The sequence below is a fragment of the Variovorax sp. PAMC28562 genome (assembly GCF_014303735.1).
Taxonomy (GTDB): Bacteria; Pseudomonadota; Gammaproteobacteria; order Burkholderiales; family Burkholderiaceae_C; genus Variovorax.
In genome coordinates, this window is record NZ_CP060296.1 from 1,261,919 (window position 1) to 1,287,040 (window position 25,122).

The following is a 25,122-nucleotide window of genomic DNA, read 5'->3' on the forward strand; positions in this document are numbered from 1 at the left end:
CAAGGAACAACGATGAGCACCGTCAACTACAGCGAGAAGATCCCGAACAACGTCAACCTGGGTGAAGACCGCACGCTGCAGCGCGCGCTCGAAGGCTGGCAACCCAACTTCATCAACTGGTGGGACGACGTCGGCCCGGACGGATCGACCGACCACGATGTGTACCTGCGCACGGCCGTGAGCGTCGACCCGCAGGGCTGGGCGCAGTTCGGCCACGTCAAGATGCGCGACTACCGCTGGGGTATTTTTTTGAACCCGGGCGATGCCAACCGCGAGATCCACTTCGGCGACCACAAGGGCGAGAAGGCCTGGCAGGACGTCCCCGGCGAGCACCGCGCCAACCTGAAACGCATCATCGTGACGCAGGGCGATACCGAACCCGCATCGGTCGAGCAGCAGCGCCACCTGGGGCTGACCGCGCCGTCGATGTACGACCTGCGCAACCTCTACCAGATCAACGTCGAAGAAGGCCGCCACCTGTGGGCCATGGTGTATTTGTTGCACAAGCACTTCGGGCGCGACGGCCGCGAAGAAGCGGAGGCACTGTTGCAGCGCACTTCCGGCGACGTGGACAACCCGCGCATCCTGGGCGCCTTCAACGAGAAGACGCCCGATTGGCTGGCGTTCTTCATGTTCACCTACTTCACCGACCGCGACGGCAAGTTCCAGCTGTCGGCGTTGGCCGAAAGTGCCTTCGATCCGCTGGCACGCACCACCAAGTTCATGCTGACCGAAGAGGCGCATCACATGTTCGTCGGCGAGAGCGGCGTGTCGCGCGTGCTGTCGCGTACCGCTGCCGTCATGAACGAACTCAAGACCGAAGACGCCGGACTGATCCGGGCCGCGGGTGCCATCGACCTGGGCACGATCCAGCGTTACCTCAACTTCCACTACAGCGTGACCATCGACCTGTTCGGCGCCGACCAGTCGAGCAATGCCGCCATCTTCTACAGCTCGGGCCTGAAGGGCCGCTACGAGGAAGGCAAGCGCGGTGACGACCACATCCTCAAGGGCCAGACCTACAAGATCCTGGAGGTGCAAAACGGCCAGTTGCAGGAAAAGGACGTGCCGATGCTCAATGCCCTCAACGAGGTGCTGCGCGACGACTTCATCAAGGACTCGGTGGCCGGTGTCGGCCGCTGGAACAAGGTGCTGGAAAAGGCCGGCATCCCGACGCGTCTGGTGGTCCCGCACAAGGCTTTCAACCGACAGATCGGCGCACTGGCCGGCATCAAGATGTCGCCGCTCGGCGTGGTCGTGAACGAAGTCGAATGGGCTGCCAAGAAAAACGAATGGCTGCCGACGCCCGGCGACTTCGCCTTCGTCGCATCGCTGATGGGCCGCGTGGTCGACCCCGGCAAGTTCGCTGGCTGGATCGCGCCACCGGTGATGGGTGTGAACCGGCAGCCGGTGGATTTCGAGTACGTGCGCTTCAACTGAATCGCCATGAACATGGTCGTTGAAGCCGGCGTCATCAAGCAGCACTTGATCGACCCGGAGATCTGCATCCGCTGCAACACCTGCGAGGCGACCTGCCCCATTGGTGCGATCACGCACGACGACAACAACTACGTCGTGCGGGCGGACGTGTGCAACGGTTGCATGGCCTGCATCTCGCCGTGCCCGACCGGCTCGATCGACAACTGGCGCACCGTGCCAATGGCACGTGCGTACTCGATCGAGGAGCAACTCACCTGGGAAGAGCTGCCAGCAGAACTTACGACGGAACAGCTCGCTGGGGAAGGCGTTTCGCCGAGCGCAGCCGAAGCAGTGGAAGCGCCCGCAACGGCCGCGACGCAATCCGCTGCGACGGCCGAGCCCGGCACCGTGCCTTTCAATTCATCGGCTTTCGGCGCGACGATGCCGCCCTGGTCGGCCGCGCACGCTTACACCAATCTGTTCTCGCCGAAGAAGGCAACCAGCGCGACGGTGGTCGGCAACTTCAACTGCACCGAGGCCGGCTTCGACAGCCAGACGCACCACGTCGTACTGGACTTCGGCACGATGCCGTTTCCCGTGCTCGAAGGCCAGTCGATCGGCATCGTGCCGCCGGGCACCGACGCGATGGGCCGCGCCCACCAGCCACGCCAATACTCAGTCGCGAGCGCGCGCAACGGCGAGCGCCCCGGCTACAACAACCTGTCGCTCACGGTCAAGCGCGTCACCGAAGATCACGTCGGCAACGCCGTGCAGGGCATAGCGTCCAACTACGTCTGCGACCTGAAAGTCGGCGACAAGGTCACGGTGGTCGGCCCGTTCGGCTCGACCTTCCTGATGCCGAACCACCCCCGGTCGCACATCGTGATGATCTGCACCGGCACCGGCAGCGCGCCGATGCGGGCCATGACCGAATGGCGAAGGCGCCTGCGCAAGAGCGGCAAGTTCGAAGGCGGCAAGTTGCTGCTGTTCTTCGGCGCGCGCACGCAGCAGGAGCTGCCGTACTTCGGCCCGCTGCAGTCGCTGCCGAAAGATTTCATCGACATCAACTTCGCCTTCTCACGCACGCCTAACCAGCCCAAGCGCTACGTGCAGGACCTGATGCGCGAGCGCGCCGCCGACCTCGTCGCGCTGCTCAAGGACGAGCAGAGCCACTTCTTCGTGTGCGGCCTGAAGAGCATGGAAGAGGGTGTGGTGCTGGCGCTGCGCGACGTGGCGCAAGAGGCCGGGCTCGACTGGGAAACCGTGGGTGCTGGTCTCAAGCGCGAAGGCCGCCTGCACCTCGAGACCTATTGAGCGTGCCGAAGATCGATCCGCGACAATCCGGCGCATGAAGTTCGCCGAGTTCCACGCAGGCCAGCGCATCGAGGCAGGGCCACATCACGTGACCGAAGCCGAGGTGCTGTCGTTCGCCACCGCATGGGACCCGCAGTGGTTTCACACCGACGCCGAGGCCGCGGCCAAAGGTCCGTTCGGTGGCCTGATCGCCAGCGGCTGGCACACCTGCGGCATCGCGATGCAACTGGTCGTCGGCGCGGCGCTGGCCGGCTCGGAATCCTTCGCCTCGCCGGGGCTGGCCTACGTGCGCTGGCCGAACCCGGTGCGTCCTGGCGACGCGCTGAAACTCGTCGTCGACGTGATCGAGGTGCGTCGCTCGGAGAGCAAGCCGCGGCTGGGGATCCTGCGCTGGCGCTGGCAGCTCTTCAACCAGCGCGGACTCGAGGTGCTGGACCTCGAAGCGACCAGCCTGTTTCGGCTGAACCCGATGCTGTGAGGTCGATGAAGCGCGTCGTCGCACAGGCGACCTCGCGCCTCCGTCACCGGGCATTCCCGCTGGATCTGCGCCAGCTCAGCCGATACGCTCAGGCCCCATGACTGCCCCTTTCGTTCCCCAGATCCGTCTCTATCAAAACTGGCTGCGCGACACGCGCGGCATCGCCTTCGATTCGTACGATGCGCTGTGGCGCTGGTCGGTCACCGACCTCGATGCTTTCTGGCAAAGCATCTGGGACTTCAGCCGCATGCAGTCGCCGACGCCACACACCGCCGTGCTGGCCGAGCGCCGGATGCCGGGTGCTGTCTGGTTCCCCGGCGCCAAGGTCAACTACGCGCGCGAAGTGCTGCGCCACGTCAAGGCGGCGCATGCGGCCGGCATGCCCGCGATGGTCACGGACAACGAGCTCGGCGAAGTGCGCGAGATGTCGTGGCCCGAGCTCCAGCGCCAGGTCGCTTCGGTCGCGCTCACGTTGCGTGGCATGGGAGTGCAGCGCGGCGATCGGGTCGCCGCCTACCTGCCGAACGTGCCCGAAACGATGGTGGCCTTCCTCGCGTGTTCGAGCCTCGGGGCCGTGTGGAGCGTGTGTGCGCCCGACATGGGCACCGCCGCGGTGGTCGACCGCTTTCGACAGATCGAACCCAAGGTGCTGATCGCGGCCGATGGCGTGCACTACGGAGGCAAGCCGATCGACCGCAGCATGGTGGTGCGCGAGTTGCGCGATGCGCTGCCGAGCGTGCAGAGCCTGCTGGTCTTGCGCACACCGTTCGCGGCCGAGGCGGTCGCGGCAGAAAGCGACTGGGCCACGGCCACGGCGCGCGACGATGCCGAGGTCCACGCCTTCGAGCCCGAGTGGCTGCCCTTCGATCACCCCATCTGGATCCTGTATTCGAGCGGCACCACCGGCCTGCCCAAGCCGATCGTGCACGGCCACGGCGGCATCATCCTCACGATGTACGCGTGCGGCCTGCACAACGATGTCGGCGCCAGCTACAGCGCCAACAACCTGGGTGAGCGCTACCACTGGTACAGCTCGACCGGCTGGGTCATGTGGAACGCGCAGCTGTCGGGGCTCGCCTTCGGCGCGACCATCTGCATCTACGACGGTCATCCGGCCGGCAGCAAGGACAAGCCCGACTGGAGCGTGTTGTGGCGCTTCGTGGTGCGGCACAAGGTCACGTTCTTCGGCGCGGGCGCCGCCTACTACGCCAACTGCATGAAGTCCGGCATCGAACTCAAGGACAGCGGCGACCTGTCACGTGTGCGGGCGCTCGGCAGCACCGGCTCGCCATTGGCCGAAGACGTGCAGCGCTGGGGCACCTCGCAGCTGAAGGCGGCCGGTGCGGACCACGTGTGGTGGTGCAACATTTCGGGCGGCACGGATTTTTGCGGCGCCTTCGTCGGCAGCCACCGCGAATTGCCCGAAGTGCCCGGCCAGATGCAATGCCGCCAGATCGGCCATGCGGTCGAAGCCTGGAACGAGCAAGGGCTCCCGGTCATCGGCGAGGTCGGCGAGCTGGTCTGCGTGCAACCGATTCCCTCGATGCCGCTCTACCTGTGGGGCGACACCGACAACGCGCGCTACCTGTCGAGCTACTTCGACACCTATCCCGGCGTGTGGCGACATGGCGACTGGCTCAGGATCGGCCTCGACGGCGGCTGCATCATCTACGGGCGCAGCGACGCGACCATCAACCGCCAGGGCCTCCGCATGGGCACCAGCGAGATCTACAGCGCGGTCGAAGGCCTGCCGGAAGTGCTCGATTCGATGGTCGTCGATCTCGAGTACCTGGGGCGCGACAGCTACATGCCGTTGTTCGTCGTGCTGCGCCCTGGCATCGCGCTCGACGATGCGATGCGCGCCAAGCTCAACAACGCGATCAAGACGCAGTTGTCGCCGCGTTTTCTGCCCAACGACATCTTCGAAGTACCGGAGATTCCGCGCACGCTGTCGGGCAAGAAGCAGGAACTGCCGATCAAGAAGCTGCTGCTCGGCCAGCCGATCGAGAAGGTGGTCAACAAGGAAGCGATGGCCAACCCGGGCAGCCTGAATTGGTACCTGGCGCTGGCGGCGGACGAGCGCATTCAGCGGCTGCGCGCGGTGGCCGCCTGATTGCCCAAAGGAAACCGGTCAGCGTCGCGATGAGCGAAGACGCTGGCTCGGTGCGGCTTTGCCCTTGAACGAAAGCCACTGGACTCTCTACTGCGACGGCAGCGCCATGCCCAATCCCGGGCGCATAGGTCTCGGCGCGGTCCTCACCGGACCTGATGGCACGCGCCACGAACTGTCGGTGGCAACGCACGCCATCGGCTGCAACAACGAGGCGGAACTGAAGGCGCTGACGCACGGCCTCGAAGCAGCGAAGGCGCTGGGTGCGACGGACGTGCGTGCCTACAGCGACAACAGCGTGCTCGTCGAGCAGCTCGGTGCGAAGACCGCAGGGGCGGTGAAGCCGATCGCGCGCCTCGCGCACTTGTTCGACGACGCGCGCACCTTGCTCGATTCGTTCGACCACGTAAGCGTCGAATGGATCCCGCGCCATCGCAACGCGCAGGCCGATGCACTCGCGCGTTCAGCCTTGGGGCTGGAGCCCAAGCGCGTGGCGCGCTTCGGCAAACGGGGAGCTGATCTGATTCGCAACAAAGCGAACTCGGTTCAGGGAAAGCACTGACTACTTTCGCACGGCAGCGCGTAAAAATGAATCGATAGGAACACAAGCGAACTGTTCGCTTTGTTCACTCAGTGCTCTGTCCAAGGAAAACTCCCATGTCCCGAACCATCAGTAGAACCATGCGTTGGGTGGCTGCAGCGGCCGCCACCGTTGCCATGTCAGGTGCGGCGCTGGCCGCCGATGTCGAGATCCTGCCGAACGGGCTGATGGCGCCGACCACGACAGAGCAAACCAAGCCCGACCAGTTCAAGAAGGCGCCGCCGTGGCGCATCGGCGTGTCGTTCGGCGGTGTGGGCAACACATGGATCGTCCAGATGATCCAGGAGATGAAATACGAAGCGTCGCTCCACAAGGAGATCGGCGAGTTCATCTTCGTGGAGGCCAACTGGCAAGCCGCCAAGCAGGTCGCCGACGTGGAAGACCTGCTGACCAAGAAAGTCGATGCGATCATCATCGGGCCGATCTCGGCCGCCATTGGCGCGCCGTTGTCCGCGAAGGCCGTCAAGCAGGGCATTCCGGTCGTCGTCTTCGGTGCCTTCGGCAAGGCGATGCAGTCGACCACCGAGATCGGCGCGGGGGGCGAGGTGTTCGGCCGCCAGGGCGGCGAATTTCTGCGCAAGGAACTCAATGGCAAGGGCAGCGTCTGGGCCTTTCGCGGCGTTGCCGGTGTCGATGAAGAGACGCTCCGCTATGACGGCTTTCGCAAGTCGCTGGTCGGCTCCGACATCAAGATAACCAACGAGGTGTTCGGCGACTGGGGCTACGCCAAGGGCAAGCAGCTCTGCGAGAACCTGGTGTTGTCGGGCAACGCGGTCGACGGCATCTGGTTCTCCGGTGCCGAGATGACCCGGGCGTGCCTGGACGTGTTCAAGGAAAGCGGCAAGGCGCTGGTGCCGATGACCGGCGAAGGCAACAACGGTTTTCTGCGGGCCTGGAAGCAGACCGGCGTGAAGAGCGTCGCTCCGTTGTTCACGCCCGGACTCGGCGCCGCGGTGGTGCGTGCGTCCGTCGCTTTGCTCGAAGGCAAGCCGCTCTACAAGTCGTACTTTTCGGCGCCCGCTGCCGTGCAACAGGGCGATCTCGACAAGTTCTACCGGCCCGACCTGAACGACGCCTACTGGCTGCCTTCGACCTTGCCCGAAGCCAAGCTCAAGGAAATGTTCCACCGCTGAGTCAGCGTCATGTCCACGAACACGGCACAGCCGCCGAGGACCGGCGACGGGGCGGTGCGCGACCTGATCGTGGTGCGCGGCGTCTCGAAAGCGTTCGGATCCACCGCGGCGCTGCGCGATGTCAGCCTGGTGGGTCGCTCGGCTTCCATTCATGCCATCACCGGCGAGAACGGTGCCGGCAAGTCGACCCTCATGAAACTGCTGGCTGGCGTGCACCGGCCGGATGCAGGGGAGCTCTTGGTCGACGGCCAGTCGCTGCGGTTGAACAGCCCGACCGCTGCGCGCCACGCCGGCATCTCGACCGTGTTCCAGGAGCTGACCGTATTGCCCAACCTGACGGTCGGCGAGAACCTGATGCTGGGGCGGGAGCCGACGTATTTCGGCATGCTCGACCGCTCCCGCATGCTGCGTGAAGCGCGCGACGTCTTGCGCCGCATCGGCATCGAGCTCGATCCGGATCGCCTCTGTGGCAGCCTGACCGTCGGCGAGCAGCAGTTGGTCGAGGTCGCCAAAGGCGTGTCGACCGACGCCAAGGTCTTCATATTCGACGAGCCCACGGCCGCGCTGAATCGCGCGGAGGTCGACAAGCTCGAAGCTCTGCTGGCGAGCCTGAAGGCGCAGGGCAAGCTGGTCTTCTATATCAGCCATCGGCTCGACGAAATTTTCAGGCTGTGCGACACGGTGACGGTGCTGAAGGACGGGCAACTCGTCGCCACCGAACCCACCACGGCGCTGACGCCCGAGCGGCTCGTCACCTTGATGGTCGGGCGTCCGCTGCAGGCCTTGTTCCCGCCGCGCGACGGCAGCGATTCCGGAGCTCTCGCGCTCGACGTCCGTTCGCTTACGCCGCACGCCAGTGGACCGGCGGCGCGCTTCCAACTGCGGCATGGCGAGATCGTCGGTCTCGGCGGTCTGGAGGGTCAGGGCCAACGCGAGATCGTGCGGTCGTTGGCCGGCGTGATGCGCCCCGCGCACAGCGACGTATGGAGAAGCCGCGCGGGCGAACAGCCCGCGCGTTTCGACCCGCGCGAGGGTGTCGTGCGGGTCGTGGAAAACGGCCTCGGCCTGATTCCGGAGGACCGAAAACTGGAGGGCCTGTATCTGGAGCTGCCGATCATCGACAACGTCTGGCTGGGCGGGCTGCGCGGCATGGGGCTGCTGCGCAAGGCGCCGCGCGATCGCTCGGTCGTGACGCGCATCGCCGAGCGCATGCAGCTGCGGGCACGCGACTTGGCGCAAGAGGTGGGCGCGCTGTCGGGGGGCAACCAGCAGAAGGTGATGCTCGGTCGCTGGCTCGCGGCCGGCGTCGATACCTTGCTGGTCGAGCAGCCGACCCGCGGCGTCGACGTGGGCGCCAAGGCCGAGATCTACACCCTGCTGCGCGAGTTCGTCCAACAGGGCGGCGCGGTGCTCGCGGTATCGAGCGATTTGCTGGAACTCATCGGCCTGTGCGACCGGATCCTCATGGTGCGCGGCGGCGAGATCGTCGGTGACGTCCAGGCCGAGGCGGCCACCGAAGAATCGCTGCTGGCGCTCGCGCTTTCCGGTGCGTGCGAGACGGCCGCATGAGCAAGACGCGCTCCGGCCTCAGCCGCTACACGATCGGCCTGCCGATCCTGCTGTTCATCGTGCTCGCGGCGGCGGTGCCTAATTTTTCGGAGACACGCAACCTGGCCAACATCAGTGCGCAGATCACCGCGCTGCTGATCGTCACGCTGGGTCAGCTGGTGGTCGCGCTCATCGCCGGAATCGACCTGTCGGTAGGCTCGGTGATGAGCCTCGCGAGCTGCATCGTGGCGACCCATGCCGACCCGGTCGTGGGCATCGCGCTGGCACTGGCGTTGGGCGTTGTCGTGGGCCTCGTCAATGGCCTTGGCGTGGCGTTCGCCAACATCCATCCGCTGGTGATGACGCTCAGCTCGATGACGTTTCTGCAGGGCCTGGCCTACCTGATCCTTCCGATCCCGGGCGGCCAGGTGGCGCCCGGTCTGGGCCTGCTGGCCAATGGCAGCCTGTGGGGTGTTCCGCTGGCGCTGTTCTGGTGTGTGCTGTTCGCCGCGCTGGTGGCATGGCTGCTGCACCGCTCGCGTCTGGGGCTGCACATCTTCGCGGTCGGCGCCAACGCCCGCAGCGCCAGCCTCAACGGGGTGCGCACCCAGGGCGTCGTGGTCGCGGCTTACGTCATCTGCAGTCTGCTGGCGGTGGTCGCAGGGGTTTACCTGGCAGCCCGCGTCGCGTCGGGCGACCCGAGCATGGGCGCGTCGTTCAGTCTGGAGTCGGTGACCGCCATCGCCCTTGGCGGCGTTCAGCTCACGGGCGGTGTCGGCAGCATCATCGGGGTCGTCACCGGAGCCCTCAGCCTCGGCTTGATCACCAACGGCATCAACCTCTTCGGCATCTCGCCTTTCCTGCGCGGCGCGATCACCGGCGTTCTGTTGCTGGCGGCCGTGTGTTCGCAGCGTCGCGCGGCGGTGGGCTTGTGAGCACGCAAGCGCCGTCGGTTCCGGGCGTGGTCGCAGTGGGCCGTGCTGCGTCGCGCTGGCGCGCGATCGCTGCGGCGATCGTCGCCGTGCCGCCGGCCTATCCCGGAACCGTGATCCTGCTGTTGCTGGCCGCCTTCATGCGGCCCCAGTTGCTGTCGCTCACGCTGCTTCCGTTGATCGTCCGCCAAGCAGCGCCGCTCGGCCTCGCGGTGATCGGGCAGTCGCTCGTCATGCGGGCGCGATCGATCGACCTGAGTTCCGGCGGCGTGATCGTCGCCGTGTCGTACATCCTGACGAGCGGCCTGTTCCGGGTGCCCGATGCCGTCGCGATGGCGATGTGCGTGGTGCTCGGGTTGGTGGTCGGGACGATCAACGGGCTCCTGATCGTGCGCGCCCGGGCGTCGTCGATGATCGTGACGCTCTCCGCCGCGATGATCCTGCTCGGCGTCGTGATCGCGCTGTCGCAGTTCCGTGCGCCGGGTGATGCGCCAGAGTTCCTGAGGGAGCTCGCGCGGTTGCGATTGAGCGGCATACCCGTGCCGGTGCTGGTCTGGCTGGCCATGCTGATTCCTGCCGCTCTGCTGCTCAAGGTGACCGTGTTCGGGCGCTACCTGGACGCGGTCGGCGCGAACCCGCAGGCCGCCGCGCTGTCCGGCATTCCGTACTTGCGCGTGATCTTCGTCGGGCATGTCGCCTCGGCCCTGATCTCGGTGTTGTGCGGCTTCATCCTGGTGGGCTTCGTCGGTGTCGGGAGCGTCACGCTCGGGCAGGAACTGGCGCTGAATTCACTCGCCGCAGCGATTCTCGGTGGCGTCAACTTCGGCAACGGCAAGGGCGGCATGGCGGGGCCGGCGGTGGCCGCTTTCATGCTCACCTTCCTGTTCAACTTTCTGACCAGCCTCGGCCTCGGCGAGCCGGGTCGACTGATGCTGCAGGGCGCCATCATCGCCGGCGCTGCGTTGATCTACAGCATCGGAAAACGTTGACCGGGCCACGACCCGCTTTTTCTTGAGACAAGGAAATCCCATGACAGACGAACCCATCCTTTCCGGCGCCGAACCCTTCTTCTTCAAGGGCAACGACATCGGGGTGTTGCTGTGCCATGGCTTCACCGGCACCACGCAGAGCATGCGTTACCTCGGTGAGCAGTTGCACGGCGCCGGCTACACCGTCATCGGCCCGCGCCTCAAAGGCCACGGCATATCGCCGCAGGCGATGGCCAAAACGACCGCCGGTGACTGGATCGATTCGGTCGACGAGGCACTGGTCGAGTTGCGCAAGACGTGCTCGAAAATCTTCATGGCCGGTCTTTCTATGGGCGGCACGCTGACGCTCTACACCGCGGCGAAGCACGCCGATGTCATCCAGGGCGCGATCCCGATCAACGCTGTCGTGCACATTGGAAAAGCCGAGATGGCCGGCGTGGCGTTCGACCGCTCGATGCCCGAGACGCTCCCGGGCATCGGCTCTGATGTGAAAGACCCGAACGTCACCGAGCTCGCATACAAGGAGGTGCCGGTGTCGGCATTCAGTCAAGTCTATGCGCTGGCGGCGGTGACGCAAGACCTGCTTCCACTCATCAAGTGCCCGACGCTGGTGATCCAGTCGCGCGAGGACCATGTCGTCAATCCGTCCAACGGCCCGCGCATCGTCGGACTCGTGGGTTCGGGTCGCGTCGAACTGCTGTGGCTCGACGATTCGTATCATGTCGCCACGATCGACAACGACAAGGACCTGATCGCGCGCCAGACCATTGCCTTCATCCGCTCGATCGCGGGCGTCTGACCGGGCCGGTGCGGCTTGCAGCGCGGGTTCGTGAGCAAGATATGAATGCAGGTTTAAACCCGATGGCGTCGATCGAAGCGGCCAGCTCCAAAAACGCCATGCGCCGCGTCTTCGACGTGCAGCGCGCCGCCTTCGCCGCCGACATGGCGCCGTCGCATGCGGTGCGGCTCGACCGGCTCGACCGCCTCTTCGCCATGACCGAGCGCATCGCGTCGGCCCTCGAAAGCGCCGCCTCTGCCGACTTCGGCCATCGCCCCGTGCAGGTCACGCGCCTGGCCGACGTGATCATGGTGCTGTCTGCCATCAAGCATGCGCGCCGCCATCTCAAGGCGTGGATGAAAGCCCGCCGCGCGCCGACGGCGTTGGCCTTTTGGCCGGGCTCGAACCGCATCGTTGCGCAACCGCTCGGCGTGGTCGGCGTAGTGAGCCCGTGGAACTACCCGTACCAGCTGGCGATGGGCCCGGCGATTGCCGCACTCGCCGCCGGCAATCGGGTGATGATCAAGCCGTCGGAACTGACGCCGCGAACATCGGAGCTGATGCGGCAGGCTGTCGCCGAGACTTTCGCGCCCGACGAGTTGACCATCGTCACCGGCGACGCCGACATCGGCACGGCGTTCGTCGCGTTGCCGTTCGACCATCTGCTCTTCACCGGCTCTACCGCGGTGGGCCGCCGCGTCGCGCTCGCGGCTGCGGTCAACCTCACACCGGTCACGCTGGAACTCGGGGGCAAATCCCCTGCGTTGTTGAGCCCCGACGTGAATATGAAGCACGCCGCCGCGCGGCTGGTCATGGGCAAATTGTTCAACGCCGGCCAGACCTGCATCGCGCCCGATTACGTGGCCGTGCATCGCCAGGCCATCGACGCGTTCGCGGAGGCGATGCGCCTTGCGGTGTCGCGGCAATACCCGACCATCGCGGGCAATGCCGACTACACCGGCATCGTTAGCGAGCGCCATTTCGCGCGGCTGCAGGCGCTGGTCGACGATGCGCGTGTGCGCGGCGCGCGTGTCATACCGCTGCATCCCGAAGGCCTGGCCGCGCAGGCCGACACGCGCACCTTCCCGCCGATGCTCATCCTCGACGCGACCGACGACATGCGGGTGATGCAGGAAGAAATCTTCGGCCCGCTGTTGCCGGTGCTGGCCTACGACGCACTCGACGACGCCATCGGCTACGTCAACCGGCACGAGCGCCCGCTGGCGCTGTACTGGTTCGGCGCCGACAAGGCCGACCGCGACAAGGTGCTGGCCCGCACCATCTCGGGCGGCGTCACGGTCAACGATTGCATGTGGCACTTCGGGCAGGAAGACCTGCCCTTCGGCGGCGTGGGCGCGAGCGGCATGGGGGCGTACCACGGGGAGTACGGCTTTCGCACCTTCAGCATGAACAAGCCGGTGTTCTTTCAGTCGCCGCTGTCGGGTACGCGCCTGCTGTTTCCGCCGTACGGAAAGACATTCGAGCGGATGACGCGGCTGCTCAAGATCATCACCTGATAAGCAAGCGCTCGGCCTATAGCCAGTTGCCGCCGCTCGGCATCTGGATCGTCGTCTCCGGCGTGCCGCTGTCGACCAGCGAGCCGACCGCGATGCCCAGGATCGAGACGAAGATGCTGGCGAAAAAGGCGGTCCAGAAGCCCGACACCTTGAAGCCGCGCACCAGCGCCGACACCAGCAACACCATCAGCGCGTTGATCACGAGCAGAAAGAGCCCGAAGGTGAGCAGCGTGAGCGGCAAGGTCAGCACGATGAGCAATGGCTTGACCAGCGCGTTGGCCAGGCCGAGCAGCAGGGCGGAGACGACGAGCGCCGAAGTGCTTTCGAACTTCAGGCCTCGGAAGATCAGGCTGGCGACCCACAGCGACAGTGCCGTGATGGCCCACTGAACGAGAAAAGGCATCAGGTTTTGCATCGATCGATCATAGGGCGATCAGCCGGTGCACCACCGTTCAGCGCGCGTCGTGAAAGATCAGCCCCATCGTCTCGCGCCGACCCGATCGCACGCGGCTGACGCCGTGCCGCATCGCTACGCGATAGACGCCACGCGTCCCCGTCACCGGCCGTTGGTTGACCGCGAAGATCACCGCTTCCCCCTGCGCCAGCGGCACGACCTCGGCCCGTGACTGCATGCGCGGTCGTTGCTCGGTCAGGACGAACTCGCCGCCGCTGAAATTTTGCGGCGCACTCAGCAGCACGGTGAGCTGCAGCGGGAATTGCAGGTCGCCGTACAGATCCTGGTGCAGGCAGTTGTAGTCGCCGGCGTCGTAGCGCAGCAGCAGCGGTGTCGGGCGGAGTTGACCGGCGCCATGACACCGTGCGAGGTAGCTGGCGTGGTCGAGCGGGTAGTCGGCCGGCAGCTTCATCGCGCTCGCCCATGCGTTGGCGAGCGGCGCGAGGCGCGTGTACATCGCGCTGCGCAACCCGACGATGGCCTCCGGCAGCGGGTTGTCGAAGTACTGGTACTCACCCTGGCCGAAGCCGTAGCGCTGCATGACGACGCGGCTGCGAAACAGCGCGGGGCGGTCGTACAGGGCGGTGAGCGCATGGCATTCGGCGGCGGTGAGCAAGGGGCCGGTGGCGGCGCAGCCGCGTGCGGCGAGATCGTCGAACAGGCGTGGCCAGTCGAGCCGGTCCAGGCGGTCCGTGGGGGTTTGAGTCATGGGTCGGGGCAGAAAAAGCAGCAGCGTGTGCCACAGGGAAAGCGGAAAGGGCGGGGTGGCTTTGGTCGATCGCGCAGTCTGCTGCTGCTTGCTGCAAGGTGCACGCCGTTTCCGGACCCGTGTTTGCAGAATAATCGGGGCCGGCAGCAACAAGGAGACAGCATGGGCGCGCAGTGGAAAGCAAAACACAAGGACCTGGCGGCCAACGCCCGAGGTCGGGTCTTCGGCAAATTGGCGAAGGACATCATGATCGCGGCGCGCGGCGGCGCCGACCCGGCCTCGAACGCCCGGCTGCGGCTGGTGGTCGAGCAGGCGCGCAAGGTGTCGATGCCCAAGGAAACGCTCGACCGCGCCATCAAGAAGGGCGCCGGCCTGACCGGCGAGGCGGTGCACTTCGATCATGTGATCTACGAAGGCTTTACGCCGCATCTCGTGCCGTTGATGGTCGAGTGCCTGACCGATAACGTGAACCGCACTGCATCCGAAATGCGGGTGCTGTTTCGCAAGGGCCAGCTCGGATCGTCGGGCTCGGTGGCGTGGGATTTTGACCACGTCGGCATGATCGAGGCCGAGCCTTCGACCAAGGATGCAGACCCGGAAGTGGCTGCCATCGAAGCCGGCGCGCAAGACATGGAGCCGGGCGCGGAAGACGGCACGACGATGTTTTTGACCGACCCCGCCGACCTCGATCTGGTGAGCCGCGCGTTGCCGGCGCAAGGCTTTTCGGTGCTGTCGGCCAAGCTCGGCTACAAGGCGAAGAACCCGGTCGATCCGGCCACGCTGAGCGCCGAACATCTGGAAGAGGTCGAAGCGTTTCTGGCGGCGATCGATGCCAACGACGACGTGCAGAACGTGTTCGCGGGATTGGCGGGCTAGACCTGCAAAGCAGGAACGGCGCGCTGTCCGATTGCCATGCGGCACAACGGGCGTCAGCATCTTCTCCAGTGCACGCATACCGCGCAACGTAACCCGAACCTAAAGGACATTGCATGGCATCCCTTTCCGACAATTCCCCCGTCTGGTTCATCACCGGCTGCTCCACCGGCTTCGGCCATGAACTCGCCACACTCGTGCTCGCGCGCGGCGGACGTGCAGTGGTCACGGCGCGCGACAAGGCAAGGCTGGCTCCCTTGATCGAAGGCGCTGGCGATCGCGCACTGGCACTCGATCTCGATGTGACCGATGCGGCGCAGATCGCGTCGGCTGTCGCGGCCGCCGAGTCGAAGTTCGGCCGCATCGACGTGCTCGTCAACAACGCGGGCTATGGCTATCAATCGTCGGTGGAAGAAGGCGACGAGGCCGAGATCCGCGCGCAGTTCGATGCCAACGTGTTCGGTCTCTTCGCGATGACGCGCGCGGTGTTGCCCGGCATGCGCGCACGGCGCAAGGGCCATGTGCTCAATGTCACCTCGGTGGCAGGCTTCCTCGGCTTTCCGGGCTCCGGCTACTACGCGGCGAGCAAGCACGCGGTCGAAGGTTTCTCGGATGCGCTCGCGTTCGAAGGCGAGCCGCTGGGCATCAAGGTGACCTGCGTGGCACCAGGTCCGTTTCGTACCGACTGGGCCGGTCGCTCGCTGAAGCAGACGCCCAACCGCATCGCCGACTACGCCGAAACGGCCGGCGCACGGATGAACACGACCGCGACCAAAACTGGCACGCAGCCTGGTGACCCGGCACGCGCCGCGGCCGCGATGATCCACATCACCGAGATCGACAATCCGCCGCGGCATCTGGTGCTCGGCGCCATCGGTTTCGAGAACGTGACCAAGACGTTGAAGAAGAGCCTGGCAGAGATCGAGCAGTGGAAAGAAACCAGCGTGGGCACCGACTTTCCGGCCACGTGATTGCAGCGTTACGCGCGCGCCTGGCCCACCAGCCACTCCCCGAACGACTTCAACAGCGCCCGCTCGTCGCCGCGATCGGGCATCACCAGGTAGTAGTTGCGCTCGCCGGACAACGGCTTGGCACACGCTACGACCAGGTCGCCGCGACGCAGCTCGTCTTCGACCAGCATCGTCGGCATCAGCGCGACGCCCAAGCCATGCGTCGCTGCGCCGGCAAGGATCGAGAACAGCTCGTAGCGCGGGCCGCTGCGTGCGTTGGGCGCGTCGACTTGCTGCGCGTCGCACCATTGCCGCCAGCCATCCGGTCGCGTGCTCATTTGAAGCAACGGCAGCTTCGCGATGGCTGCCGGCGTGACGGCCTTGCCGCGCGGTAAAAGGCGTGGGCTGCATACCGGCACCACGTCTTCTCGCATCAAAAGCAGCGCGCGCGTGCCGGCCCAGTTGGCGACCTGCGCAGGCGTGCCGGCATACAGCGCGGCGTCGAACTCGGCGTCGGCGAACAGAAAGGGGCGTGTGCGGGTTTCGATGTGCACGACCACGTCGGGCTGCAGCCGCGCGAAGTCGGGCAGGCGCGGCACCAGCCAGCGCGTGGCAAAGGTCGGCACTGCGGCCAGCGCCAGGGAGCCGCCCTCGCCCTGGTGTGCCATGGCGTCGAGCGTGTCGCGCTCCATGGCTTCGAGGCGCTTGGTGATCTGGCGTGCGTACGCAGCACCGCTGGCGGTGAGCGCCACGCCGTGCCGGGTGCGGCGGAACAGGGCGATGCCGACGAAAGCTTCGAGCGTCGCGATCTGGCGCGAGACCGCGCTTTGCGTCAACGCCAGCTCTTGCGCGGCGCGCGTGTAGCTTTCGTGGCGGGCCGCAGCGTCGAAGCAGACCAGTGTTTGAAGGGGCGGAATCTTGCGGCGCATTCAGGGCTTTCGGAGGTTCATGTATTCCATCGACGCATATCTGACTGAGTATTGCTCGTTTGCGCCAGGCTGCGTGCGTCGCTACGATCAAGCCAATCACCTCACCTCATTTCCGGAGACAGCCTCATGGCCGCCAAAGCGCAATTTCACTGGGACGATCCACTCCTGCTCGACCAGCAACTCACCGAAGACGAGCGCATGGTGCGCGACGCGGCCAACGCCTACTGCCAGGAGCGGCTGTTGCCGCGCGTGGTCGAAGGCTTTCGCTCGGGCGAGACCGACCCGGCGATCTTTCGCGAAATGGGCGCACTGGGCTTGCTTGGCCCGACGATCCCTGAAGAGTACGGCGGCCCCGGCCTCAACTACGTCTGCTACGGCCTGATCGCGCGTGAAGTCGAGCGCGTCGACTCGGGCTACCGCTCGATGGCCAGCGTGCAAAGCTCGCTCGTCATGGTGCCGATCTACGAATTCGGCACTGAGGCGCAAAAGCAGAAGTACCTGCCCAAGCTCGCGACCGGCGAGTGGATCGGCTGCTTCGGCCTGACCGAACCCGACCACGGCTCCGACCCCAGCAGCATGGTCACGCGCGCCAAGAAGGTGCCGGGCGGTTATTCGATCAGCGGCGCCAAGATGTGGATCAGCAATTCGCCGATCGCCGATGTTTTCGTCGTGTGGGCCAAAGAGGTGAGCGAGAGCGGCACGGTCGGTCCGATCCGCGGCTTCGTACTTGAAAAGGGCATGAAGGGTTTGAGCGCTCCGGCCATCCACAGCAAGGTCGGCCTGCGTGCCAGCATCACTGGCGAGATCGTGATGGACGGCGTGTTCTGCCCTGAAGAAAACGCCTTCCCTGAAGTGCAGGGTTTGAAAGGTCCGTTCACCTGCTTGAACAGCGCACGCTACGGTATCTCCTGGGGCGCTCTCGGTGCGGCTGAAGACTGCATGCACCGTGCACGCCAGTACGTGCTCGACCGCAAGCAGTTCGGCCGCCCGCTCGCCGCCAACCAGCTGATCCAGAAGAAACTGGCCGACATGCAGACCGAGATCGCGCTGGGTCTGCAGGGCTGCCTGCGCCTCGGTCGCATGAAGGACGAAGGCACGGCGTCGGTCGAGATCACCTCGATCATGAAGCGCAACTCGTGCGGCAAGGCACTCGACATCGCACGGCTGGCGCGCGACATGATGGGTGGCAACGGCATCAGCGACGAGTACGGCGTCGCGCGGCACTTGGTCAACCTCGAAGTGGTCAACACCTACGAGGGCACGCACGACATCCATGCGCTGATCCTGGGCCGCGCCATCACCGGCATCGCTGCTTTCGCGAACTGATCCGACCAGACTTCATTGGGTAGACATGGCAGCAGCAGCCCTCGACGGCATCAAGGTTCTCGATCTTTCGCGCGTGCTCGCAGGCCCGTGGTGCACGCAGATCCTGGCCGACCTGGGCGCCGATGTCGTCAAGATCGAGCGACCTGGCGTGGGCGACGACACGCGCACCTGGGGCCCGCCTTTCCTGAAAGATGCGGAAGGCAACACGACCAATCAGTCGACCTACTACACCGCATGCAACCGCAACAAGCGCTCGGTCACCATCGACATGACGACGGCCGAAGGCCAGGCGCTGTTGAAGCGCATGGCGGCGCAGAGCGACATCCTGGTGGAGAACTTCAAGACCGGCGGACTCGCGCAATACGGGCTCGACCAAGAGAGCCTGCGGGCTGCCAATCCACGGCTTATCTACTGCAGCGTGACCGGCTTCGGTCACGATGGTCCGCACGCCACGCGCGCTGGCTATGACCTGATGATCCAGGCGACCAGCGGCATGATGAGCATCACCGGCCGGCCCGACGAAGTGCCCGGCGGTGGACCATTGCGCGTAGGCGTGGCGCTCACCGACCTGTTCACCGGCGTCTATGCGAGCACCGCCATCCTCGCCGCGCTCGAAGTGCGGCACCGCACCGGCGAGGGCCAGCACATCGACATGGCGCTGCTCGATGTCGGCATGGCGATTTTGGCGAACCAGGCTAGCGCTTTTTTGAACACCGGCGTGGCGCCGCATCGACAGGGCAACAGCCATCCGAGCCTGGCGCCGTACCAGGACTTTCATACGCAAGACGGCTCGATGCTGCTGGCGATCGGCAACAACGGCCAGTTCGCGCGCTTCTGCGAGGCCGCCGGCCATGCCGAGTGGGCGAGCGATCCGCGCTACGCCACCAACACGTTGCGCGTGAGGCACCGCGAGGTGTTGATCCCCGACATGGAAGCCGTCACGCGCACGCGGACCACCGCCGCGTGGATCGCGCTGCTCGAAGACAAGGCCGTGCCCTGCGGCCCGATCAACGACATCGCGCAAGCCTTCGACGACGAGCAGGTGAAGTCGCGTGGCCTCGCCGTGACGATGCAGCGCGATGCCGGCGACGGCATCGAAAGTATCGTGGGCGTCGCGAGCCCATTGCGCCTGCAGGCCACGCCGCCGGTGTTGCGTCATGCGCCGCCCGCGCTAGGTCAGCACACCGACGAGGTGTTGGCCGAACTCGGCATGGGCGCGGCGCAGATCGCGGCACTGCGAACGGCGGGCGTGCTCTGACGCTGCACCGGCGCTCGAGCGAAGAGCGTGCAGAGCGCGCAGCGGCCGCGCCTGCGCCCGATACGCTGACGCCGGCCGATCGCTACGCCGAGCTCTTTGCGGCGGTGCAGGGCGCGCGCGTCTTCGCCGACAGCAAGACTTTCGTCGATTGCGCGCCGCGCATCGATCCTGCAGCGATCCTCGCGGCGTACCGCGCGCAACGTGACCGGGCAGACTTCGATCTGCCGGCTTTCGTCGATGCGCATTTCGAGGTGCTGCAGCCGACCCCCAGCGATTACGTGTCGGTGCCGGGTCAGCCCATCGCCGATCACATCGACGACCTGTGGCGCGTGTTGACACGGGAGCCGCTCGACCATCCGCCGCGCGGCTCGTTGCTGCAGGTGCCGCACGCCTACGTGGTCCCGGGTGGCCGCTTCGGCGAGCTGTACTACTGGGATTCGTACTTCACGATGCTGGGCTTGTCGGCGAGCGGCAAGGCCGGGTTGCTGCACGACATGGTCGGCAACTTCGCGCACCTGATCGACACCTATGGCCATGTGCCGAACGGCACGCGCACCTATTACCTGACGCGGTCGCAGCCACCGTTGTTCGCCTTCATGGTCGAGTTGGCGGAACAACTCGACGATGCCGACGGCATTGATTTTTTACGGCAGTTGAAGCGTGAGCACGCGTGGTGGATGAGCGGCAGCGACGCGCTCGAATCGGATCGGACAAGCGAAACGGGCGCCGCGAACCGCCGTGTCGTGCGCTTGCCCGATGGCGCATTGCTGAACCGCTATTGGGACGAGCGCGACACGCCGCGCGAAGAAGCCTGGCTCGAAGACGTCACGACCGCCAAGGCCGCGGAAGCCCAGGGGCGCGACGCTTCGGAGGTGTGTCGGCACCTGCGCGCGGCGGCCGAATCCGGTTGGGACTTCAGTTCGCGCTGGCTGACCGAGCCGTTGCAGTGCGATGCGGATGCGGCCGTGAAGGGCGGCGCGGCCGACGCCGCATCGCTGGCCGGCATCTGCACCACCGACATCGTGCCCGTCGATCTCAACGCCCTTTTGTACAAGCTCGAATCGGTGATCGCGACCGTGTCTGCACGCGCCGGCGATGCGGTCGGCGCAAGCGACTTCGCGAACCGCGCTTCCGTGCGCAAGGCGGCCGTCGTGAAGTGGCTTTGGGACGATGCGCAGGGCGCGTTCTTCGATCACGACTGGCGGCTCGGCCGTCGCCGCAGTTGCCTGACGGCTGCCGGCATCGCAACGCTGTTCGCCGGCCTCGCCGATCCGGCGCAGGTCGAAGCGATGGCGGCAACCGTTTCGCGCAGGCTGCTGGCCCCCGGCGGCCTGTCGACCACCGCATGCACCAGTGACCAGCAGTGGGACCAACCCAATGGATGGGCCGCGCTCCAGTGGATGGCGATCCAGGGCTTCGCGCACTACGGCGAGGAAGCACTGGCACGCACCATCGCGCACCGCTGGCTGGCCACCGTGGCCGCGGTGTACGAGCGCGAAGGCAAGCTGGTCGAAAAGTACACGCTGCGCCAGCAAGAACACGACGCGTCGGCTGGCGGCGGAGGCGGTGAGTACCCGTTGCAGGACGGCTTCGGCTGGACCAACGGCGTCACGCGGGCATTGCTGGCAGCACATCCGGCGCACACCGCCAACGACTGCGTCTCGAACGCACCGATGCCGACGCACCGTTAGCCCGACCGGAAAACGGTCCTGCCCATGCGTGGTGTGGGCGACAAATCGCGGCATCCAGGCGTTGGCACGGCCTGGAACGAAGATTGCGGTGAAGGAAGTAATCGACACTTTTGTCGGTATTTTTTCCCGACACGCAGGCATCGCCGATCCCATGAAAGCCCTCGACCAACTCATTCGCGACGTGCCGCCCGGACGCACGATCGTCGTGCGTGCGCAGGCGCTTGGCTTGAGCGAGAGTGCGTTCGTCAGGTTCGTGAACGAAATCAAGGAAGACGAAGGCATCGACGATTTCGATCTGGTTCAGCTGCACCGTTTGGGCGACAGCGGATGGCAATCGCTCGACTTGCTGGCCGCGGGTGCCGCGAGCGGCGCAGTCGACGCGGTCTCGCTGCGCCGACGCAAGGCCTAGCTGCGGTCGGGCGACTGAGGTCGCCCGGGGGTCGTCCGGGCGGCCGTCCGGAGATAAGCTGCGCCGGTCTGCCTTTGCCAGTAAACCGAGGAATCCGCCATGTCGAATCGCCCGTCCGTTCCCCACGCTGACCGCGCGCATGCCGTGGCGCTCCCCAGGTCGGGCCGAATCGCCGGCCTCTACGACGGCGCGTTTCTGGCAGACGCCTTCGCGATTCGCCTGCCGGCCGGCGCAACGCACGACCCGCTCGCACTCGCGCGCTTCGCCCTCGAACGTCCGGCGCCATGGGTCGACCGCCTGATGAAGGTGCGCGACGGCGTCGTTTCTTTCTTCGGCCTCAAAACCGCCAAAGCACTGCGTGCCGACACGTCGACTCGCACGCCGCGTGTCGGCATCTTTCTGATCTACGAAACGCATACCGATGAAGTCGTGCTCGGCGAGGACGATCGGCATCTGGACTTTCGGGTGTCGGTGCGGCGCGGCACGTCTGCCACGGCGGGCGAAGTCGACGAGCTGGTCGCAGTCACGGTGGTGCATTGCCACAACCTGCTGGGCCGCAACTACATCCGGCTGATCGCGCCGTTCCACCGCATGGTGGTGCGTTCGGCGCTCGACCGCGCAGCGCGTTCGGGCTGGCCGATGGCTGCTGCCGCCTGACCTGGGCGATCACCTGCGCGATGGCCTGCGTGGCTGATCAGCGCACCTTCGACGCGTACCCGCCCTCGATCCAGGCCTCCGCGCTGGCCGACGTCAGCTTGAAGGTCGGTGGCACACGCGCCTCGCCCAGTTGCACGCCGGACTCGTCCTGCGCAGTGAGTACGGCGTAGGGGTTGTCTTCGTCCGGCACGATTTGCAGGGCGACGCGTATGCGCCCCGAGCCGTCGCCGATGTTGACGTGCTTGTTGAGCTGCCCGTGGAGCTGCTGCTCGTGACGGCGCAGCACTTCGGCAGCCGTTTTGACGAGCGTGTGAAAGGCAGAAGGGTCGAGCGGCTTCGGATTCTTCTTGTCGCGTCCCATGGTCCACGGGCCGACCAGTGCCGGCTCGGGGTCGCCGTGGCGCGTCATCTCGACCGCCCAGCCGTCGTCGTCTTCGTTCTTCACGACCTTGGCGGTCCAGACCTCGTCGCGCCAAAGCCTTGGTTCCTGAATGGGGAGGTTCTCTTCGCTATCGTTGTTGTCGTTCATGCCTGAAGTTTTGCACAAGGAGCCCATCGTGAATCCAATGTCCGATCGTTTGCGGCAGGCGCGCGCCCAATGGCACCACGTGGGCGACGAGCGCCCGGCCTTCGCCACCCCGCCGCAGCCAGGTCAGGAATCGGTCTGGGACTATCCCCGGCCGCCGCGCATCGCGCCTGATGCGCGTGAGGTCGTCGTCACATTCGGTGCGCTGGAGATCGCCCGCACGCGGCAAGCTTTGCGGGTGCTCGAAACAGCGAGTCCGCCCACCTTCTACCTGCCGCAAGCGGACGTGCAGATGGCACTGCTCGTTGCGGTCGCTGGCAATTCGTTCTGCGAGTGGAAGGGCGATGCGCGTTACTGGTCGGTGGTGGCGGGCGCCGATCGCCTCGACGCGGTCGGTTGGTCGTACCCAGCGCCGTTCGATGAGTTCGACGCGCTGCGCGACCACATCGCTTTCTATCCGCAGCAGCTGGTGTGCACCGTCGATGGCGTGCGGGCACAGCCGCAACCGGGTCGCTTCTACGCCGGCTGGATCACGCCCGAAGTGGTCGGGCCGTTCAAGGGAGAGCCGGGTTCCGGCGGCTGGTGATGCGACGCCCGGGTTGAGAAATCAGAACACCGACAAGCCGGTCTTTGCGACGAACAGCTCCAGCGCCCGCATGCCGAGCAGCGAGTTGCCGGTGGCGTCCAGCGCCGGCGACCATACCGCCAGCGTGAGCCGATCGGGCACCACCGCGACGATGCCGCCGCCGACGCCGCTCTTGCAGGGCAGGCCGATGTTGAAGGCCACGTCGCCTGCCGCATCGTAGGTGCCGCAGGTCAGCATCAGCGCGTTGATGCGCCGCGTCTGCCGCTCGTTGGTCACCTCCGAATCCTTGTCGAAGGGGTGCGCCCCGTCGCGGCACAGGAAGCCGGCAGCGCGTGCCAGTTGCCGGCAGTCCATGCGGATCGCGCACTGGTGAAAGTACGTGTCGAGCACCGGCGCCACGTCGTTGTCGAGCTTGCCGAAGCTCTTCATGAAGTTGGCCAGCGCGATGTTGCGGTAGCCGGTCGCGGCCTCGGACGCCGCCACTTCCGCATCGAACGCGATCGGCTCGCCGCTCAGGCTGGACACCAGCGCCAGGATGTCCGCCTTGGCGCTGCCGCGGTTTCCCTTGGCCTGCACGTGGCTCACCAGCCGGTCTGCCACTGCGATGGCACCGGCATTGATGAACGGGTTGCGCGGCTTGCCCTGCTCGTTCTCCAGCTGCACAAGCGAGTTGAAAGCGCTGCCCGAAGGCTCGCGGCCGATGCGCTCCCACAGCGCGTCGCCGAGGCGCTGCATGGCGAGCGTGAGCGTGAACACCTTGGACACGCTCTGGATCGAGAACGGTGTCGCGCTGTCGCCGGCCGCGGCTTCTTCGCCGTTGCAGGTGTGCAGTGCGATGCCGAGCTGCTTCGGGTCGATGGAGGCCAGCGCCGGAATGTAGCTGGCCACCTTGCCGTCCGCCCCGAGAAAGGGGCGCAGCGTGGTCACGATGTCCTCGAGTACGGCCTGGTAGTTCATCGCGACGATCGCCGGTTCACCAGCACGATGCCCGCCGCCACGCCCACCAGTGCGAGCACCAGTTGCAGCGTCAGCGCTTCGCCGAGCAGCACCACGCCGAACACCAGCGCAAAGAGCGGTGTCAAAAAACTGAACGACGACATCTGCGTGGCGGGATAGTGCCGCAGCATCCACATCCATGCCAGGTAGGTCGCGAAGGCGCCGACGATGGTCTGCACTGCAATGGAACTCCAGGCCCATGTCGAGTAGCTCAGGCTCCAGTGCTCCCCGAGCGCCATCGAGACGAAAGGGCACACGATGGCCGCTACGCCGACTTGATAGAACAGCGTCTTCTCGGGGCTTGCGGTTGCGAGCTTCGTCGTGCGCAGCGCCAGCGTCGTCAGGCCCCAAAGCATGCCGGCCGCAAGGCCCAGCGCGTCGCCCCGCAACTGGGTCGACGTGCTGTGGCCGAAGCTCTCGCTGAAAGCCAGCACGACGCCCGCGAAGGCGATGGCGAGACCGGTCCATTGCAGCGCGCGCATGCGCTCGGACGGCACCCAGCGCGGCAGCAGCAAGGCGACCCAGAACGGCGCTGTATAGAGGAACACGGTAAGGCGGGAGGCAGAAGTGTTCTGCAGCCCGATGTAGATGCCGATGAACTCGCCGGTGAAGAGCAAGCCGGCCAGCAAGCCGGCGCCCAGGGTGCCGTCGCGCTGGAACAGCGGTACGCTGCGCCACCGGCACCAGAGCCATAACAGCAGTACGGCGCCGGACGTGCGGATCGAGGCTTGCCACAACGGCGGGACTTCCGCGACGGTCGTCTTGATGAGAATTTGCTGCCCGCCCCATACGGCGCAGCAGACGATAAGGAGGGTGATGGCGAGGGCGTCGAGATGGGTTTTTCGTTCGATCATTCGGGGGGGTCGGGTCGCTGTCTGGAAACGTGAAGATAAACCTATCGGCATGGCCCACCCGGGGTGCGCTGGCGCGTGTGCGTCC

At 65.9% G+C, this 25,122-nt stretch carries 25 protein-coding genes; 19 read left to right on the forward strand and 6 right to left on the reverse strand.

All coding sequences use genetic code 11. The features are described from left to right. The first annotated feature begins 12 nt into the window (after window positions 1-12). From boxB to H7F36_RS06035, 11 genes are all read left to right on the forward strand, one after another. Window positions 13-1,440 carry a benzoyl-CoA 2,3-epoxidase subunit BoxB gene (gene boxB / locus H7F36_RS05985; protein ID WP_187053818.1) on the forward strand — a complete coding sequence of 476 codons (1,428 nt, stop codon included), beginning with the start codon at window positions 13-15 and terminating at the stop codon, window positions 1,438-1,440. Between the two features lie 6 nt (window positions 1,441-1,446). Further along, window positions 1,447-2,733, forward strand: a complete 1,287-nt coding sequence (gene boxA / locus H7F36_RS05990) for a benzoyl-CoA 2,3-epoxidase subunit BoxA (RefSeq protein ID WP_187053819.1) — start codon at window positions 1,447-1,449, stop codon at window positions 2,731-2,733. Between the two features lie 34 nt (window positions 2,734-2,767). Beyond that, entirely contained in the window at window positions 2,768-3,211 is a 444-nt protein-coding gene (locus H7F36_RS05995; RefSeq protein WP_187053820.1) for a MaoC family dehydratase, read from the forward strand. 97 nt (window positions 3,212-3,308) lie between these two features. Next, window positions 3,309-5,324, forward strand: coding sequence for an acetoacetate--CoA ligase (locus H7F36_RS06000; protein ID WP_187053821.1), 2,016 nt, complete (start codon window positions 3,309-3,311; stop codon window positions 5,322-5,324). A gap of 64 nt (window positions 5,325-5,388) precedes the next feature. Next, window positions 5,389-5,883, forward strand: coding sequence for a ribonuclease HI family protein (locus tag H7F36_RS06005; protein ID WP_187053822.1), 495 nt, complete (start codon window positions 5,389-5,391; stop codon window positions 5,881-5,883). Window positions 5,884-5,978: 95 nt separating this feature from the next. Next, window positions 5,979-7,055 (forward strand): ABC transporter substrate-binding protein, encoded by a 1,077-nt coding sequence (locus tag H7F36_RS06010; RefSeq protein WP_187053823.1) that lies wholly within the window; start codon window positions 5,979-5,981, stop codon window positions 7,053-7,055. Between the two features lie 9 nt (window positions 7,056-7,064). After that, window positions 7,065-8,624, forward strand: coding sequence for a sugar ABC transporter ATP-binding protein (locus H7F36_RS06015; protein WP_222620440.1), 1,560 nt, complete (start codon window positions 7,065-7,067; stop codon window positions 8,622-8,624). Further along, complete coding sequence (locus tag H7F36_RS06020; RefSeq protein ID WP_187053824.1) at window positions 8,621-9,538, forward strand: ABC transporter permease; 918 nt, start codon at window positions 8,621-8,623, stop codon at window positions 9,536-9,538. Before H7F36_RS06015 ends, H7F36_RS06020 begins: the two co-directional genes overlap by 4 nt. Beyond that, window positions 9,535-10,524 carry an ABC transporter permease gene (locus H7F36_RS06025; RefSeq protein WP_187053825.1) on the forward strand — a complete coding sequence of 330 codons (990 nt, stop codon included), beginning with the start codon at window positions 9,535-9,537 and terminating at the stop codon, window positions 10,522-10,524. Before H7F36_RS06020 ends, H7F36_RS06025 begins: the two co-directional genes overlap by 4 nt. Window positions 10,525-10,564: 40 nt before the next feature. After that, window positions 10,565-11,323, forward strand: coding sequence for an alpha/beta hydrolase (locus H7F36_RS06030; protein ID WP_187053826.1), 759 nt, complete (start codon window positions 10,565-10,567; stop codon window positions 11,321-11,323). Window positions 11,324-11,385: 62 nt separating this feature from the next. Beyond that, window positions 11,386-12,819 carry a coniferyl aldehyde dehydrogenase gene (locus tag H7F36_RS06035; protein ID WP_222620461.1) on the forward strand — a complete coding sequence of 478 codons (1,434 nt, stop codon included), beginning with the start codon at window positions 11,386-11,388 and terminating at the stop codon, window positions 12,817-12,819. Between the two features lie 16 nt (window positions 12,820-12,835). On the opposite strand, the gene H7F36_RS06040 is transcribed toward H7F36_RS06035, so the two are convergent. Together H7F36_RS06040 and H7F36_RS06045 are read right to left on the reverse strand one after the other, a co-directional pair. Then, the gene (locus H7F36_RS06040) at window positions 12,836-13,222 is read right to left on the reverse strand and encodes a phage holin family protein (RefSeq protein ID WP_261802513.1); all 387 of its coding nucleotides are present in this window, start codon (window positions 13,220-13,222) and stop codon (window positions 12,836-12,838) included. A 49-nt stretch (window positions 13,223-13,271) separates the two neighbouring features. Then, window positions 13,272-13,982 (reverse strand): 2OG-Fe(II) oxygenase, encoded by a 711-nt coding sequence (locus H7F36_RS06045; RefSeq protein ID WP_187053829.1) that lies wholly within the window; start codon window positions 13,980-13,982, stop codon window positions 13,272-13,274. Window positions 13,983-14,144: 162 nt separating this feature from the next. Between H7F36_RS06045 and H7F36_RS06050 the strand changes: the two genes are divergently transcribed. Then, window positions 14,145-14,858, forward strand: coding sequence for a YebC/PmpR family DNA-binding transcriptional regulator (locus tag H7F36_RS06050; RefSeq protein ID WP_187053830.1), 714 nt, complete (start codon window positions 14,145-14,147; stop codon window positions 14,856-14,858). 113 nt (window positions 14,859-14,971) lie between these two features. Continuing rightward, complete coding sequence (locus H7F36_RS06055) at window positions 14,972-15,826, forward strand: oxidoreductase (RefSeq protein WP_187053831.1); 855 nt, start codon at window positions 14,972-14,974, stop codon at window positions 15,824-15,826. Between the two features lie 8 nt (window positions 15,827-15,834). Here the strand turns inward: H7F36_RS06055 and H7F36_RS06060 are convergent, their stop codons facing one another. Next, window positions 15,835-16,734: a LysR substrate-binding domain-containing protein gene (locus H7F36_RS06060; protein WP_187053832.1), complete on the reverse strand. Its 900-nt coding sequence runs from the start codon at window positions 16,732-16,734 to the stop codon at window positions 15,835-15,837. Between the two features lie 126 nt (window positions 16,735-16,860). Here H7F36_RS06060 and H7F36_RS06065 point away from each other — a divergent pair, with 126 nt between their 5' ends. From H7F36_RS06065 to H7F36_RS06085, 5 genes are all read left to right on the forward strand, one after another. Beyond that, window positions 16,861-18,060, forward strand: coding sequence for an acyl-CoA dehydrogenase (locus H7F36_RS06065; protein WP_187053833.1), 1,200 nt, complete (start codon window positions 16,861-16,863; stop codon window positions 18,058-18,060). Window positions 18,061-18,085: 25 nt separating this feature from the next. Next, window positions 18,086-19,318, forward strand: coding sequence for a CaiB/BaiF CoA transferase family protein (locus tag H7F36_RS06070; protein ID WP_187053834.1), 1,233 nt, complete (start codon window positions 18,086-18,088; stop codon window positions 19,316-19,318). Window positions 19,319-19,320: 2 nt separating this feature from the next. After that, window positions 19,321-21,009, forward strand: a complete 1,689-nt coding sequence (gene treF, locus H7F36_RS06075) for an alpha,alpha-trehalase TreF (protein ID WP_187054823.1) — start codon at window positions 19,321-19,323, stop codon at window positions 21,007-21,009. Window positions 21,010-21,160: 151 nt separating this feature from the next. Beyond that, window positions 21,161-21,418 (forward strand): hypothetical protein, encoded by a 258-nt coding sequence (locus tag H7F36_RS06080; protein WP_187053835.1) that lies wholly within the window; start codon window positions 21,161-21,163, stop codon window positions 21,416-21,418. A 99-nt stretch (window positions 21,419-21,517) separates the two neighbouring features. Continuing rightward, the gene (locus tag H7F36_RS06085; RefSeq protein ID WP_187053836.1) at window positions 21,518-22,075 is read left to right on the forward strand and encodes a DUF2867 domain-containing protein; all 558 of its coding nucleotides are present in this window, start codon (window positions 21,518-21,520) and stop codon (window positions 22,073-22,075) included. 37 nt (window positions 22,076-22,112) lie between these two features. Here H7F36_RS06085 and H7F36_RS06090 read toward each other — a convergent pair whose 3' ends face one another. After that, window positions 22,113-22,604, reverse strand: coding sequence for a hypothetical protein (locus H7F36_RS06090; RefSeq protein WP_187053837.1), 492 nt, complete (start codon window positions 22,602-22,604; stop codon window positions 22,113-22,115). Window positions 22,605-22,641: 37 nt separating this feature from the next. On the opposite strand from H7F36_RS06090, the gene H7F36_RS06095 reads away from it, so the two are divergent. After that, on the forward strand, window positions 22,642-23,187 hold the full coding sequence (locus tag H7F36_RS06095; protein WP_187054824.1) for a DUF427 domain-containing protein: 546 nt from the start codon (window positions 22,642-22,644) through the stop codon (window positions 23,185-23,187). 21 nt (window positions 23,188-23,208) lie between these two features. Here H7F36_RS06095 and H7F36_RS06100 read toward each other — a convergent pair whose 3' ends face one another. Together H7F36_RS06100 and H7F36_RS06105 are read right to left on the reverse strand one after the other, a co-directional pair. Beyond that, window positions 23,209-24,144: a glutaminase gene (locus H7F36_RS06100; protein ID WP_187053838.1), complete on the reverse strand. Its 936-nt coding sequence runs from the start codon at window positions 24,142-24,144 to the stop codon at window positions 23,209-23,211. Next, complete coding sequence (locus H7F36_RS06105) at window positions 24,141-25,037, reverse strand: DMT family transporter (RefSeq protein WP_187053839.1); 897 nt, start codon at window positions 25,035-25,037, stop codon at window positions 24,141-24,143. Before H7F36_RS06105 ends, H7F36_RS06100 begins: the two co-directional genes overlap by 4 nt. Window positions 25,038-25,122: the final 85 nt, after the last annotated feature.

Excerpts from the sequence above, each read along its gene's own strand:
- boxB (WP_187053818.1), top strand. The coding sequence starts at position 13 with ATGAGCACCGTCAACTACAGCGAGAAGATCCCGAACAACGTCAACCTG.
- boxA (WP_187053819.1), top strand. The coding sequence starts at position 1,447 with ATGAACATGGTCGTTGAAGCCGGCGTCATCAAGCAGCACTTGATCGAC.
- H7F36_RS05995 (WP_187053820.1), top strand. The coding sequence starts at position 2,768 with ATGAAGTTCGCCGAGTTCCACGCAGGCCAGCGCATCGAGGCAGGGCCA.
- H7F36_RS06000 (WP_187053821.1), top strand. The coding sequence starts at position 3,309 with ATGACTGCCCCTTTCGTTCCCCAGATCCGTCTCTATCAAAACTGGCTG.
- H7F36_RS06010 (WP_187053823.1), top strand. The coding sequence starts at position 5,979 with ATGTCCCGAACCATCAGTAGAACCATGCGTTGGGTGGCTGCAGCGGCC.
- H7F36_RS06015 (WP_222620440.1), top strand. The coding sequence starts at position 7,065 with ATGTCCACGAACACGGCACAGCCGCCGAGGACCGGCGACGGGGCGGTG.
- H7F36_RS06020 (WP_187053824.1), top strand. The coding sequence starts at position 8,621 with ATGAGCAAGACGCGCTCCGGCCTCAGCCGCTACACGATCGGCCTGCCG.
- H7F36_RS06030 (WP_187053826.1), top strand. The coding sequence starts at position 10,565 with ATGACAGACGAACCCATCCTTTCCGGCGCCGAACCCTTCTTCTTCAAG.
- H7F36_RS06035 (WP_222620461.1), top strand. The coding sequence starts at position 11,386 with ATGGCGTCGATCGAAGCGGCCAGCTCCAAAAACGCCATGCGCCGCGTC.
- H7F36_RS06040 (WP_261802513.1), bottom strand. The coding sequence starts at position 13,222 with ATGCCTTTTCTCGTTCAGTGGGCCATCACGGCACTGTCGCTGTGGGTC.
- H7F36_RS06045 (WP_187053829.1), bottom strand. The coding sequence starts at position 13,982 with ATGACTCAAACCCCCACGGACCGCCTGGACCGGCTCGACTGGCCACGC.
- H7F36_RS06050 (WP_187053830.1), top strand. The coding sequence starts at position 14,145 with ATGGGCGCGCAGTGGAAAGCAAAACACAAGGACCTGGCGGCCAACGCC.
- H7F36_RS06055 (WP_187053831.1), top strand. The coding sequence starts at position 14,972 with ATGGCATCCCTTTCCGACAATTCCCCCGTCTGGTTCATCACCGGCTGC.
- H7F36_RS06060 (WP_187053832.1), bottom strand. The coding sequence starts at position 16,734 with ATGCGCCGCAAGATTCCGCCCCTTCAAACACTGGTCTGCTTCGACGCT.
- H7F36_RS06065 (WP_187053833.1), top strand. The coding sequence starts at position 16,861 with ATGGCCGCCAAAGCGCAATTTCACTGGGACGATCCACTCCTGCTCGAC.
- H7F36_RS06070 (WP_187053834.1), top strand. The coding sequence starts at position 18,086 with ATGGCAGCAGCAGCCCTCGACGGCATCAAGGTTCTCGATCTTTCGCGC.
- H7F36_RS06080 (WP_187053835.1), top strand. The coding sequence starts at position 21,161 with ATGAAAGCCCTCGACCAACTCATTCGCGACGTGCCGCCCGGACGCACG.
- H7F36_RS06085 (WP_187053836.1), top strand. The coding sequence starts at position 21,518 with ATGTCGAATCGCCCGTCCGTTCCCCACGCTGACCGCGCGCATGCCGTG.
- H7F36_RS06090 (WP_187053837.1), bottom strand. The coding sequence starts at position 22,604 with ATGAACGACAACAACGATAGCGAAGAGAACCTCCCCATTCAGGAACCA.
- H7F36_RS06095 (WP_187054824.1), top strand. The coding sequence starts at position 22,642 with ATGTCCGATCGTTTGCGGCAGGCGCGCGCCCAATGGCACCACGTGGGC.
- H7F36_RS06100 (WP_187053838.1), bottom strand. The coding sequence starts at position 24,144 with ATGAACTACCAGGCCGTACTCGAGGACATCGTGACCACGCTGCGCCCC.
- H7F36_RS06105 (WP_187053839.1), bottom strand. The coding sequence starts at position 25,037 with ATGATCGAACGAAAAACCCATCTCGACGCCCTCGCCATCACCCTCCTT.